At 55.3% G+C, this 13,853-nt stretch carries 10 protein-coding genes; 5 read left to right on the top strand and 5 right to left on the bottom strand.

Annotated elements, in window-relative coordinates; translation table 11 throughout:
- Nucleotides 1-5: 5 nt before the first annotated feature.
- On the top strand, nucleotides 6-1,697 hold the full coding sequence (gene fruA / locus AC2FCQ_RS05490; RefSeq protein ID WP_209636064.1) for a PTS fructose transporter subunit IIBC: 1,692 nt from the start codon (nucleotides 6-8) through the stop codon (nucleotides 1,695-1,697).
- A 55-nt stretch (nucleotides 1,698-1,752) separates the two neighbouring features.
- On the opposite strand, the gene nfo is transcribed toward fruA, so the two are convergent.
- The gene (gene nfo / locus AC2FCQ_RS05485) at nucleotides 1,753-2,592 is read right to left on the bottom strand and encodes a deoxyribonuclease IV (protein ID WP_209636062.1); all 840 of its coding nucleotides are present in this window, start codon (nucleotides 2,590-2,592) and stop codon (nucleotides 1,753-1,755) included.
- 102 nt (nucleotides 2,593-2,694) lie between these two features.
- Nucleotides 2,695-3,783 (bottom strand): YeiH family putative sulfate export transporter, encoded by a 1,089-nt coding sequence (locus AC2FCQ_RS05480; protein WP_490308422.1) that lies wholly within the window; start codon nucleotides 3,781-3,783, stop codon nucleotides 2,695-2,697.
- Nucleotides 3,784-4,032: 249 nt separating this feature from the next.
- Between AC2FCQ_RS05480 and yieE the strand changes: the two genes are divergently transcribed.
- The gene (yieE, locus tag AC2FCQ_RS05475; protein WP_209636058.1) at nucleotides 4,033-4,905 is read left to right on the top strand and encodes a DNA-binding transcriptional regulator YeiE; all 873 of its coding nucleotides are present in this window, start codon (nucleotides 4,033-4,035) and stop codon (nucleotides 4,903-4,905) included.
- Between the two features lie 200 nt (nucleotides 4,906-5,105).
- Nucleotides 5,106-6,584, top strand: a complete 1,479-nt coding sequence (locus AC2FCQ_RS05470; RefSeq protein WP_037425538.1) for an amino acid permease — start codon at nucleotides 5,106-5,108, stop codon at nucleotides 6,582-6,584.
- A gap of 95 nt (nucleotides 6,585-6,679) precedes the next feature.
- On the opposite strand, the gene AC2FCQ_RS05465 is transcribed toward AC2FCQ_RS05470, so the two are convergent.
- Nucleotides 6,680-7,777: a GGDEF domain-containing protein gene (locus tag AC2FCQ_RS05465; RefSeq protein WP_265556564.1), complete on the bottom strand. Its 1,098-nt coding sequence runs from the start codon at nucleotides 7,775-7,777 to the stop codon at nucleotides 6,680-6,682.
- A gap of 356 nt (nucleotides 7,778-8,133) precedes the next feature.
- Here AC2FCQ_RS05465 and AC2FCQ_RS05460 point away from each other — a divergent pair, with 356 nt between their 5' ends.
- Together AC2FCQ_RS05460 and AC2FCQ_RS05455 are read left to right on the top strand one after the other, a co-directional pair.
- Nucleotides 8,134-9,216: a FecCD family ABC transporter permease gene (locus tag AC2FCQ_RS05460; RefSeq protein ID WP_209636052.1), complete on the top strand. Its 1,083-nt coding sequence runs from the start codon at nucleotides 8,134-8,136 to the stop codon at nucleotides 9,214-9,216.
- Complete coding sequence (locus AC2FCQ_RS05455) at nucleotides 9,213-10,001, top strand: ABC transporter ATP-binding protein (protein WP_209636050.1); 789 nt, start codon at nucleotides 9,213-9,215, stop codon at nucleotides 9,999-10,001. The genes AC2FCQ_RS05460 and AC2FCQ_RS05455 overlap by 4 nt, the downstream gene beginning before the upstream one ends.
- A 745-nt stretch (nucleotides 10,002-10,746) precedes the next feature.
- On the opposite strand, the gene AC2FCQ_RS05450 is transcribed toward AC2FCQ_RS05455, so the two are convergent.
- Both AC2FCQ_RS05450 and AC2FCQ_RS05445 read right to left on the bottom strand, forming a co-directional pair.
- Complete coding sequence (locus AC2FCQ_RS05450; protein WP_265556563.1) at nucleotides 10,747-11,694, bottom strand: siderophore ABC transporter substrate-binding protein; 948 nt, start codon at nucleotides 11,692-11,694, stop codon at nucleotides 10,747-10,749.
- Between the two features lie 64 nt (nucleotides 11,695-11,758).
- Entirely contained in the window at nucleotides 11,759-13,753 is a 1,995-nt protein-coding gene (locus AC2FCQ_RS05445) for a ligand-gated channel protein (RefSeq protein ID WP_265556562.1), read from the bottom strand.
- Between the last annotated feature and the right edge of the window lie 100 nt (nucleotides 13,754-13,853).

The following is a 13,853-nucleotide window of genomic DNA, read 5'->3' as shown; positions in this document are numbered from 1 at the left end:
GCAGAATGAAAACACTGCTGATGATAGACAGTTCGCTGGGACAGGCACGTGGTCACCTGGCGAAACGTATGCTCGGTGCTGCGGCGGCGAAAGCCGGTCTGACACGGGTTGAATCGCTGGCCGAGGCTGAGCTGGTGGTGGTGGCAGGGCAAACTGCACCTGCTGATGCCGCACTGAACGGCAAACGGGTTTATGTGGGTGATGTTGAACACGCTGTCCGTGAGCCGGACGCCTTTCTGGCGCAGGCCATCGCCGACGCGAAAGCCTACCAGGCACCTGTCGCCGCGCCGCTTGAGCCTGTAAAAGGGGCGGGGCCAAAACGTATCGTGGCAATTACCGCGTGTCCAACGGGGGTCGCCCACACCTTTATGGCTGCTGAAGCCATTGAGAGTGAAGCTAAAAAACGCGGTTGGTGGGTAAAGGTAGAAACCCGCGGATCCGTGGGTGCCGGTAATGCCATTACGCCAGAAGAAGTCGCTGCGGCCGATCTGGTCATTGTTGCGGCAGACATCGAGGTGGATCTGGACAAGTTTGCCGGTAAGCCGATGTACCGCACGTCTACCGGTCTGGCACTGAAGAAAACGGCGCAAGAGCTGGATAAGGCCGTCGCCGACGCGGAGATTTTCCAACCGCAGAAAAGCGGGGCACCAGCCGCTGCGGGCAAGAAGAAAGAGAGTGCCGGGCCATATCGCCACCTGTTGACGGGCGTGTCCTACATGCTGCCAATGGTGGTAGCCGGTGGTCTGTGTATTGCGCTGTCGTTTGTGTTCGGTATCAAGGCGTTTGAAGTCAAAGGTACGTTGGCCGCAGCGTTGATGCAGATTGGCGGCGGTTCAGCCTTTGCGTTGATGGTGCCGGTACTGGCCGGTTTCATTGCTTTCTCTATTGCTGACCGTCCGGGTCTGACGCCGGGTCTTATTGGCGGTATGCTGGCAGTAAGCACGGGTGCCGGTTTCCTCGGCGGTATTATTGCCGGTTTCATGGCGGGCTATGTTGCCAAATTTATCAGCACCAAACTGCGTCTACCGCAGAGTATGGAGGCGCTGAAACCGATATTGATCATTCCGTTGGTTGCCAGCCTGATCGTCGGTTTGATCATGATTTTCGTCGTCGGTACGCCGGTCGCGAAAATCATGGAAGGTCTGACTCACTGGTTACAGTCATTGGGTACCGCTAACGCGGTGCTGCTGGGCGCGATCCTCGGCGCGATGATGTGTACCGACATGGGCGGTCCGGTCAACAAAGCGGCCTACGCGTTCGGCGTGGCACTGCTGAGCTCCTCAGTGTATGCCCCAATGGCAGCCATTATGGCGGCGGGCATGGTCCCCCCGCTGGCGATGGGCCTGGCGACACTGTTGGCGCGTCGCAAGTTCGAGAAGTCTGAGCAGGAAGGCGGTAAAGCGGCGCTGGTACTGGGCCTGTGCTTTATCTCCGAAGGCGCAATTCCGTTTGCGGCCCGTGATCCAATGCGTGTGTTGCCATGCTGCATCGCCGGTGGCGCACTGACCGGGGCCTTGTCCATGGCGTTCGGCGCCAAGTTGATGGCACCGCACGGCGGGCTGTTTGTCCTGCTGATCCCAGGTGCTATCACACCGGTACTGTTGTATCTGGTGGCGATTATCGCCGGTACGCTGTTGGCGGGGGTATCGTACGCGGTGTTGAAACGGGCTGACGTTCCGGCGGCGACGGTCGCTTAACGTTGATGCAGGCAATAAAAAACCGGAGCCCAGGCTCCGGTTTTTTTATGTGGCATCACTGCTGCGCTTTCAGCCAGGCGATCTCTTCCGCCCAGATATCCGGGTTCACCGTTTCCAGAATCAACGGGATATTGTCGAAACGTGGGTCACGCATGATATAGCTGAACACCGTTTTACCGATGTTGCCTTCACCCAGACTGTGGTGGCGGTCAACACGGCTGCCGAACTCGCTCTTGGCGTCATTCAGGTGCATGCCGCGCAGATACTGGTACCCGACGATGTCGCCGAGCGCTTTAAACGTCTGTTCGCAGGTCTCTTCGGTACGCAGATCGTACCCAGCAGCAAAGGCATGGCAGGTATCAATACAGACACCGACGCGGCTTTTGTCTTCCACGCCGTCGATGATCGCCGCTAAATGTTCAAACTTGAAACCCAGATTACTGCCCTGACCGGCGGTATTTTCGATTACCGCCGTCACGCCGGTTGTTTTATCCAACACCAGGTTGATGGATTCGGCGATACGCGCCAGACATTTGTCTTCATCAATCTGTAGCAGGTGGCTACCTGGGTGGAAGTTCAACAGCGTCAGCCCCAGTTGCTCACAGCGCTGCATTTCATCAAGGAAGGCCTCGCGGGATTTTTCCAAGGCTTCGGTTACCGGGTGGCCGAGGTTAATCAGATAACTGTCGTGCGGCAGGATTTGTCCTGGACCGTAACCGTATTGCGCGCAGGCACTTTTAAACTTATCGATCACGTCTGCAGGCAGTGGAGCGGCTTTCCATTGACGTTGGTTTTTCGTGAACAGGGCGAATGCGGTCGCCTCTAATTCGTGCGCGCGGATAACCGCCTGATCCACGCCGCCTGACGCGCTGACATGTGCACCGACAAACTTCATTTTCATTCTCCTGTGTAATCGGCGTCATTATGGCATTGATAGCGGTAGGATTGAATGGCGGGAAAAGCGATGGCCCGCAATGGCGGGCCATTGAGAAGAGAATCAGAGGAAATGTTGCACCAGCAGGTTTATTGCGCCGCCGCCGACCATCAGCCAGACGAACAGCAGGGTAGCCAGCAGGATCGGTTTGACCCCAGCCTGGCGCACCGCACTGATGTGGGTGGTCAGGCCCAGTGCCGCCATCGCCATCGCCAGCATCCAGGTGTCGACGGTAATCAGGTGTTTAACCAGCGTCGCTGGGATCAGGTTGAACGAGTTCAGCCCGGCGACGGCGATAAACAGTACCGCGAACCAAGGAATGGTGATGGCAGATTTTTCCGCTTTGTGCCCGGTGCTGCCCGTACTGCGACTACGGCTGATATACCCAGAGAGCAGGACCAGGAAGGGGGCCAGCATCATCACGCGGATCATTTTTGAGATCACTGCGGCATTTTCAGCATCCGGTCCGATAGCATGCCCAGCGGCAACGACCTGCGCCACTTCGTGGATGGTCGAACCGGTGAAGATACCGAAAGTTTCCTGGTTAAAGGAGAACCACTGGAAATGCTCATTCAGGTTGTACATCCATGGGTAGATGAAGATTGCCAGTGTGCCGAACACCACCACGGTGCTCACGGCCACCGCCACTTTGTTTGAGTCTGCCTTCAGTACCGGCTCTGTGGCCATGACGGCGGCTGCACCGCAGATACTGCTGCCGGCCCCGATCAACATGGCGGTTTGGCTGTCAATGCCGAAGACCTTTTTACCCAACCAGCAGGCGAGCAGAAATGTGGTGCTCAGGGTCAGCGCATCGATGATGATGCCGGTGGTACCGACGTCGGCTATCTGCTGGAAGGTAAGACGAAAACCGTAAAGGATAATGCCGAGCCGCAGCAAACGTTGTTTGGCCAACTGAACGCCGCCATGGCAGCTCGGTTGTAACCAGGGATACACCGTATTGCCCACCACAATGCCAAGTAAAATCGCCAGTGTCAGCGCACCCAGTCCCAATCCGGCCACCCACGGAATATCACCGACCCAGACCGCCAACGCGGTGATGGCACCCGTCAACAGGAGTCCTGGCACTAAGTGAGGTAAACCGAACAGAGGAAATTGCCGCGATGGAAAAGTATGTGTGGTATTGGTCGCCATAAGTCAGCCCTTTTAATCAAATTCTTGAGCACAGACTACGTTCTTGCCCCATAAAAGAGAAATTGATTATATGTTTATAACTTATCTATATAAGTGGTTAATCGGTATCGGCGGCTTTCATACTGATTTCTGCAAACGTGGTAATATTACTCGTATTCACCCTGAGCGCTATTGCCGGTCAGTAGCGCAGATTTTGCATTAATTTCAGTGACTTTATTCGATGTCACCTTTGATGAATACCGAGACGCTATGCATATTACCTTACGTCAATTAGAAGTCTTTACCGAAGTGCTTAAAAGCGGTTCGACCACGCAGGCTTCCGTAGTTCTGGCGTTATCACAGTCGGCGGTCAGTGCAGCGCTGGCCGATCTGGAAGGGCAGTTGGGCGTACAGTTGTTCGATCGTGTCGGCAAGCGTCTGGTCATTAATGAACATGGCCGACTGCTGTACCCGAAGGCGCTGGCGCTACTGGAACAAGCGGGAGAAATTGAACAGTTGTTCCGTCATGATGCCGGTGCGCTGCGTATCGGTGCCAGCAGCACCATCGGCAACTATATGCTGCCAGAGATGATCGCCCATTATCGGCATGATTTCCCTTCGACTCCGCTGGAGCTCAACGTTGGCAACAGCCAGGACGTGATCGGTGCAGTCGCTGACTTCCGGGTTGATCTGGGGCTGATCGAGGGGCCTTGTCATATGCCGGAATTGGTCACTCAGCCGTGGCTGGAAGACGAGCTGGTGGTGTTCGCTGCGCCGGATAGCCCGTTGGCGGGGCAACCACTGACCTTGACGATGCTGGCTGAAGCCCCCTGGATCCTGCGCGAGGGCGGTTCGGGTACGCGTGAAGTACTGCATCACCTGCTGCTGGCGCATTTACCCCACTTTCAGTTAGTGATGGAGCTGGGCAACTCGGAAGCGATAAAGCATGCGGTTCGCCACGGTATGGGGATCAGTTGCCTGTCGCGCCGGGTGATTTGCGAGCAGTTGGCAAGCGGTGTGCTGGTGGAGCTACAGGTGCCGTTGCCTCCGCTGATGCGCACGTTGTATTTGATTCACCATCGCCAAAAGCATATCTCCAGTGCTCTACAGCGTTTTCTGAGTTATTGCGCGTTTCAGCCTTGATAACGTCTCCATAAGGTGAAACAAAGCATAAAAAGCTGCTCCCTGTCACATTAATGACAGTAAGTAAGGCCATCCCGACAGTTGCTAATAATTAGCCCTGAATTATGAAGCTATCTTATATCAGTGCAATGTTACTAGTTCGCTGGCGGGTATTTGTTACAATCCGCCCTCATTTTTTTTGACCAGCAGATAGGGTAAGAATGGCTCAGCAGGATATAAAAACATCGGGGCAACAAGCACCCGGATTGCGCCGCGAGCTGAAGGCGCGGCACTTAACCATGATTGCTATTGGTGGTTCTATCGGCACGGGTCTGTTTGTCGCCTCTGGTGCGACGGTTTCTCAGGCTGGCCCTGGTGGTGCACTGCTGTCTTATGCGCTGATTGGGTTGATGGTCTACTTCTTGATGACCAGCCTGGGTGAACTTGCGGCCTTTATGCCGGTATCGGGTTCTTTCTCCACCTACGGCGCGAAATACGTTGAAGAAGGCTTTGGTTTCGCACTGGGCTGGAACTACTGGTACAACTGGGCCGTGACCATCGCCGTTGACCTGGTGGCCTCGCAGTTGGTGATGACCTACTGGTTCCCAGATACCCCAGGCTGGATCTGGAGCGCACTGTTCCTCGGCCTGATGTTCTTGTTGAACTACATTTCAGTCAAAGGCTTCGGTGAAGCAGAATACTGGTTCTCGCTGATCAAAGTGACCACCGTCATTATCTTCATTGGTATTGGCGTGCTGATGATTTTCGGCATCCTTAAAGGCGGCGAACACGCAGGCTGGCAGAACTGGACCATTGGTGACGCGCCGTTTGCCGGCGGTTTCTCGGCAATGATTGGCGTGGCGATGATCGTCGGCTTCTCGTTCCAGGGGACCGAGCTTATCGGTATCGCTGCCGGTGAATCGGAAAACCCAGGTAAAAACATCCCGCGCGCGGTGCGTCAGGTGTTCTGGCGTATCCTGTTGTTCTATATCTTTGCCATTCTGATTATCAGCCTGATCATTCCTTATACCGATCCGAGCCTGCTGCGTAACGATGTAAAAGACATCAGCGTCAGTCCATTTACGCTGGTCTTCCAGCACGCCGGTTTGCTGTCGGCTGCGGCGGTGATGAATGCGGTTATTCTGACTGCGGTACTGTCCGCCGGTAACTCTGGGATGTACGCATCCACCCGTATGCTGTTTACCTTGGCATCGGAAGGTAAAGCGCCGCGTATTTTTGCCAAACTGTCGAAGGGTGGGGTGCCGCGCAACGCGTTGTACGCCACTACCGTGGTCGCGGGCCTGTGTTTCTTGAGCTCAATGTTCGGTAATCAGTCAGTTTATCTGTGGCTGCTGAATACCTCGGGCATGACCGGCTTTATCGCCTGGTTGGGGATTGCCATCAGTCATTACCGTTTCCGTCGTGGCTACATGATTCAGGGGCGTGATCTGAACGACCTGCCATACCGTTCCGGTTTCTTCCCGCTGGGGCCGATTTTTGCCTTCGTCCTGTGTTTGATCATTACGCTGGGGCAGAACTACCAGGCATTCCTGCAAGACCGAATTGACTGGTACGGTGTGACAGCCACCTATATCGGTATTCCACTGTTCCTGATTATCTGGTTCGGTTATAAGCTGACGCGCGGCACCCGTGTCGTGAAGTACAGCGAAATGGAATTCCCGAAAATGGACGTGAAGTAACCTCGGGTTATGCCCCGGGATTTCAGGCTGCGGTCGAAAAGTTCGGCTGCAGCTTGAAAGACAACGCGCATATCACGTGGCGGGATACCGCCGCGTTATTCCTTCCCATTGATTGTCAGCGCGTGTTGCGCTGCGGCCATCAGATTCTCAACCTTCTGATAATCCTGCGTTAACGCCAGCACGCCGGTGTTCAGTTGCAGCGACACCTCACCAAAAGCCCCAAAATCGTAGGGCGCCTGCAGTGGCGGGACAATACGCGCCAGAAACTCCCCTTCAGAACCGTAAGGTAGGCCGTGTACCAGGATCAGGAATTGGCCTCCGGTATAGCGACAAACAAAATCGCTGGGACGAACCAGCATTTTCAAGCGCTCGCCAATGGTGCGTAATACGTCGTCGCCGATGAGAACGCCGTGGCTCTGATAGAGTGCGGCCAGCGGGGTAAATTCGATAATAAACAGGTGGGAAAGCGGGTGCATCGTTGCTGAAGGTCGACAAACCTCCTGCATGACGGCTTCACCGCCTGCGCGGTTGAGGAAGCCGGTTAAACGATCCTGGTGGGCCGCTTTGTGTTTTTCGGCTGTCAGGGTGACATGTTGAGCGACCTGGCGATGGTAAAACGCGATCAGACCATGGGCTAACAGGAGCCAAAGCGGGATGATGTCTGCCAGTAAAAACAGATTCTGTACGCGCGATAGCGGCGCGACCGCGAGATAGGGCAGCGTCAGCAGCATGATTTCCAGCAAGGCAAAGCGTGGTGCGGCGGCATGGCGCTGCATCAGCCAGAAAGCCAGCCCGGTAATCAACAGGCCGGCGAACAGGATAAGCACCATGCGGCCTGACAACATGACCAACAGCGCGGTTGCGCCTACCAATGCGCACCACAACAGCACTGTTACAAGCATGGCATTGGGCCAGCGTGGCGGATTGACGCGCGTCAGCCACCAACGGCCGCCGGTCAGCAGTAAGAGTGAGGCCAAGAGCGCGGCACCGAGTGCACTATGGGTCAACCAGATGTACCCCAGCAGCAGCACCACCACACCGGCGGCATTGAGCCAGGGTGTTGCGGGAGAAGGCAGCAACGTAAGCCGCATTTGGCGTTGAAATTGGGCATCATCCGTATGCTGTGGGCTTTGTACCAGCCAGTGCAGTAGAGCGGGCCTTTTAGGCGTTAACGTGGGGAGTCGACTTCTCATTGCAGCCTCATTAATCAGGACCTCGCCAATAAGCCTTAAAGAGCGAGCTTGGCGCGATTGGCACGCCGTTTGGCGGTCAGGCTTCGGATTCTATGTGGTTTCGTTGCGATTTGTCACAGCCAGGCGGGGTGGGGCCTCACTTTCGGAATTGTTAACCCTGCGTGCTTTCACGAGGTTATCGGGGTGATTGGGTGAATAGCGTTATAAAATAAAGTGTTACATCTTTATATGACAGCTAATAGCTATTGATATGATTGATAAGTATTATCGTTTGCTTTATTGTTATCGGCTGCTTATCAGGTTCAAGCGGCCGTTTGCAGCCGCGATGGTCATTGTCGTAACAGGTATCCGAAATAATGAGCGTATCCACCGATCCTATCCCTGGGACCAAGGGGCAACCCAGCGTCAATGTGATGGGGCGTTATCACCATATTCTCCGTCACCGTTTATTGATGATGGGGGTGTTGGCACTGGCGATTTTGGGTTCGCTGCTGCTGGACTTTACCATGGGGCCTTCGGGGCTTTCACTGTCCTCCTTGTGGCAAACGCTGATTGACCCTGCGGCGGCAGATGCCGGTACGCGGGTGATCGTCTGGGATATCCGTTTGCCTTATGCATTGATGGCCGTGGTGGTCGGGTTTGCGCTTGGCTTGGCTGGCGCAGAAATGCAAACCATCTTGAACAATCCGCTTGCCAGCCCGTTTACCCTTGGCGTTTCGTCCGCTGCGGCGTTCGGTGCGGCTCTGGCTATCGTGTTGGGCATTGGCGTACCGGGCATACCGGACCAATGGTTTATCTCCGCCAACGCGTTTATTTTTGCCCTGTTTGCGGCACTGATGCTCGATGGCATTACGCGCTGGACACGGGTTGCGACGTCTGGCGTGGTGCTGTTTGGCATTGCGTTGGTGTTCACCTTTAATGCACTGGTTTCCATGATGCAATTTATTGCCAGCGAAGATACGTTGCAGGGGCTGGTGTTCTGGACCATGGGCAGCCTGGCGCGTGCTTCATGGGACAAGTTGGGTATTCTGCTTGGTGTATTTGCCGTGTTGTTGCCGTTATCGATGATGAGCTCGTGGAAGTTGACCGCACTGCGTTTGGGTGAGGATCGGGCGGTAAGTTTCGGTATCGACGTGCGCCGGCTGCGCCTGACCACGTTGTTGCGTATCAGTATTCTTTCTGCATTAGCGGTTGCCTTTGTTGGCCCGATTGGCTTTATCGGCCTGGTGGCACCGCATATCGCGCGCATGATTTTCGGTGAAGATCACCGTTTCTATCTGCCGGCCAGTGCGCTGATTGGCGCGCTGGTGCTGTCGATGGCCTCTGTGGCGTCTAAAAATCTGATCCCGGGCATTATCATTCCGGTCGGTATCGTCACCTCGCTGGTGGGCGTGCCGTTCTTCCTGAGTATTATTCTGCGTCACCGGGGTAATGTATGAATCAGGGATTGCGTATTGAGCACTTCTCCGCTGGTTACCCGAAGCGTCAGGTGATCACCGATCTGGCGGTTCCCATGCTGCCTCGTGGCCAAATTACCGTGCTGCTGGGGCCAAACGGCAGCGGAAAATCGACGCTGCTGCGTTCACTGGCCGGGTTGAACCCAGCACAGGGGCAACTGTGGCTGGACGACATCGATCTGATGCAGATCCCTTTTGCCCGCCGGGCAGAAAAGGTCGTGTATTTGCCGCAATCACTGCCCGCTGGGGTGCATTTACACGTGCTGGAGTCAATCATCGTGGCGCAACGTGCCTCGGGTGGCCGCAGCAACGCCGGCAGTGAGGCGGAAGTCATGGCGCTGCTTGAGCAGCTTGGCATTGCCCATTTGGCATTGAGTTATCTCGATCAGCTTTCGGGCGGTCAGAAGCAGTTGGTTGGATTGGCACAGTCGTTGATCCGTCAGCCGTCCTTGTTGCTGCTGGATGAGCCGCTGAGCGCACTCGATCTTAACTACCAGTTCCACGTGATGGATTTGGTACGTAAAGAAACCCGTAAACGCAATATCATCACGGTGGTGGTGGTGCATGACATCAACATAGCCTTGCGCCATGGTGATCATGTATTGATGTTACAAGACGGCGAATTGATTGCTGACGGTGCGCCAGAAGAGGTGATCACGCCACAGAGTTTGGCGCGTGTCTATGGTGTTCGCGGGCGCATTGAGCGTTGTTCGCAGGGGACACCCCAGGTGTTGATCGACGGATTGGTGAGCCAGCCCGCGATATAAGCCCAAAAGGCCCGGCATCGCCGGAATACCGATCGGTTAAGATGTTCTTTAGCGAGTTCACCGTTCTTTTCGGTCGATAAACGCGCGAAGCACCATGAGGCTCATGCGCCTCGACCGAGCAAGGGGCCGTAAGCGCGGCCCCTTGCAACCCGCGCTCTTGCCCACTCAGACGGTTGGCTGCGCCAACGGCTCTCACTTCATCACACCGCATCACGGCCGGCTACGACAGGCGTCCCTGCCTGTCTCGCCTGAAACCGCCGTCCATGGCGGTTTCGCCTATGCGTTGTTCTTGCGTTCGACGTCTTCAGGGCGCTCAACCCCGTGCTCATCTCATCATGTTCACTGTCTTTCATCGCGCAACGTCACTCTGAGGGCATAGGTTGCCCAGTGGTTGTCAATGCGGGGGTTGACCTTGGTGCGCATCACCGGCTGCCGAGCAAGACGGCGTTGTCAGGGGCAACCGGCCAGGGAAGGCCGGTTGAGGCGAGACTAACAGGGACGTTTGTCGTAGCCGACCCGCCCGACAACGCAGGTGCAGCGAGGGGACCCGAAGGGCTGACGGTGTTAAGCGAAGGCGCGGGTGGAGGGGCCGCGCCTTCGGCCCCTCCAATTGCCATTCATTGTGGCTACAGAGAAAGATAAGATATTTATGGCAATTCTACTTACACTGAACCTACAGAGACCGAATAAAAAATGCCAGTCAGGCTTAACTGACCCGTATTAGGGTATCACCGCGCCTGTTTATTTACTTCTTATTCAGCGCGTCAGCGACGCGTTCGACGATATGTTGGCTCGTGATAATGCCACCTGACAGATACACCTCAGCCGCCGGTAAATACACCACCTGGCCTTTCTTGACCGCAAGGGTGTTTTTCAGTGCCGTGCCGGTGAGTATCTTCTGTGGCGCAACGGCGTTCGGACGGCCGGTTGCCGCGTCACGGTCGATGATAAATAACCAGTCTGGATTCAACTTAGCGACCTGCTCGGGTGTCAGTTTGTTGCCACGCACATCGGGATTTTCGCTTTGTAATGCTGATTTGAACCCAAGGGCATCATAGGTGAAGCTGAAGCGGCTTTTAGGCGCATAAGCGCTGATTTTCCCGCCGGAGAACAGTACCACCAGACCACGCCCGGCTTTGGCTACCTGCGGCTTGATTGCTGCTATTTCGGCGTCCAGTTTGTCGACGGCGGCTTGCGCTTGCTGCTGTTTATCGAACAGTTCACCCAATTGCAGTGTGCGTTGCTTCAGGCTACCCAGTTGATCTTGTGGATCAACCGCCATATTTAACGTCGGCGCGATGCCACTGAGTTCGGCATACGCCTTGGAAGAGCGACCGGCAATCAGGATCAGGTCCGGTTTGGCCGCACGTAGCGTAGCCATGTCTGGTTCAAACAGCGTACCGGCGTTGAGGTATTTGGCATCTTGGTACTGCTTTAGGCTGTCCGGCAGCATGGTGCGGTTGCCCGGCAGTGCCAGTGGTTCGACACCCAGCAGCTGCAGTGTTTCCAGCGACGCATAGTCCAGAACGACCACGCGCTGAGGGTGCTTTTTCACGTCGGTGGTACCGTTAAGGTGTTGAAAACTGACCGTCGCCGGGGCATCGGGGGCTGCGGTGCGGGTTTTGTTGGTACAGCCTGCCAACGCCATGCAGGCCAGCAAGGCGATAACCAGAGGGGAACGACGTAAAGTCATTGTGGCTTCCTTGGGTAGAGGTGACAAAAAGGGCGCGCAGTGTGAGTGCGCGCCCTGTGTGGCATTAGAAGTTGTAGGTCATGCCGACGGTGTAACGGCGGCCATCGAGCGTGGTGCCGTAGTTATCATAATCGACAGTCTTGTCGAGGATGTTGTATACCCCACCGGTGACCATCAGGTTTTTATTCGCCTGGTAGCTGAGGCCGGCGTCAACAAAGGTGTAAGACGGTGTGCTTTTAGCCATCGACGAACGGCTCATATAGTCTGAAGTCTTGCTGCGGAAGTTAACGCGGGACCACAGGCTGACGTCGTGAGTGGCCTGCCAGTCCAATACGCTGTTAATCATATGCTTCGGCATCTGGTTTAGCGGTTTGCCCTGGAAATCCCCACTCTTCTGTTCAGAGGTTGTGTAGGTATAGTTGGTGGTCAACTGCCAGTCTTTGGTGATTTCCCACCCGAAAGTGGTTTCCACACCGCGCATATTGGCTTTATCGACGTTAGTACGGTCGCTGATAAAGTAATACGGCGTGTTGCCGATCATACACTGTGCGTCGCCATCACCGCTGTCGCAGCGACGGACTTCGGTGATTTTATCTTTGAAGTCGGTGTTAAACAGGGTGACGCTGGCGTTCAGGCCCTGCAGGTTATCCCACATGATACCGATTTCTTCGCTCAGGCTCTTTTCTGGCTTCAGATCCGGGTTACCGATAATGATTGATGTGCGGCCACCGCCGGTGATTTGCCCCCAACCGGCGGAGGATTGACGCAAATCCGGTGAGCGATAGCCGGCGGAAACGCCGCCTTTCAAGGTAAACTGTTCAGTCAGGTGCCAGACGCCGTACATGCGTGGCGTCCAGTGATTGCCGTAGTTCTGGTCCTGATCCATACGGATACCGCTGGTCAGGCTGAAGTCGTTGGTCATCGCCCATTCGTCTTCGGCAAACAGCGCCCAGCTCCAGCGCGTCAGTTTGTTCAACTTATCTGCCGCTTCCATCTGGTTGCCACCGTCACTCAATTTTTCGTAACGGTACTGACCGCCGATGTTCAACATGTGAGCGCCCAGTTCGAACTGGTTTTGGGTGTTGAAGATGGTGTTATACATCTTCATATTACGGCCTGGGTTATTGGTTTCTTCGCGTTGAATGTAGCTGGTGGTATTGCCGAAGTCATAATAGCCGTTGTGGGTTACAGCGTAGTTGGTTCGGGTGTAAAGGCTGTCACTGGCGCGGTTAGGCGTACATTTTTTATTGCGGCAGTTTTCGGTCGCCATGGATTTACCAGGCGTACTGTTACGATCTTGCAAAGAGCGGCCAATTTCAAAATCAAAATCGTTCTGTTCGTTTGGCGTCAGGCTGAATACCGCGGTACCGCTGCGCATGCGCTGTTCATTGAAGCCATTGACGATTTTATCCTCGGCGCGGCGTGACAGCAGACCATTGACCCGCAGCCCCAGCAGACCGTCAATCAGCGGGCCGGAGGCGTAGGCATTGGTCTGGAACAAATCGCCGGAATTGCTGTTTTCCTGGAAGGTGGAATCGCCGTGCAGTGAACCTTTCCAGCCCTGAGTATTGGAGGTTTTGCGGGTGATCACGTTGATCACGCCACCCATCGCATCAGAGCCATACAGTGAAGACATAGGTCCGCGTACCACTTCAATGCGTTCAATGGCTTCCATTGGCGGTAGCCAGCCCTGTTCGATGCCAGCGTTATCGCTGTTGGGACGGGTGCCACGGGTGTCAACACGTTTGCCGTCGACCAGGATCAGGGTGTACTTGGGGGCCATGCCGCGGATACTGATATCGCTGCTGCTGGCGCCGCCGACCACCACCACGCCCGGCACGTCTTTCAACGCGTCGGTAATATCACGGTAGGCTTTGTCTTCAATTTGTTGACGTGGGATCACAGAAATAGACGCGGGGGAGTCCTGGATTTTCTGTTGGAAACCGGAAGCGGTCACCACCATGGTGTCCTGAGCGTCTTGTTGCGCAGCGAAAGCGCTGGCGCTGGTGATTGTGGCAATAATCAGTGCAGTGAGCTGGTTATAACGTGGCTTTTCCATGAGGCAAACCTTTCCTGGTCTGATGTAAAGCGACAAAGTGTCGTTTTAACGGTTTGAATAATAAGTAGAAACGTGCCCCGTCGTTGCGAGGATCGTCGTT

This window comes from Serratia sp. CoH_134_PS_4 (assembly GCF_058190535.1).
This window is presented reverse-complemented; position numbering and strand designations above follow the sequence as displayed.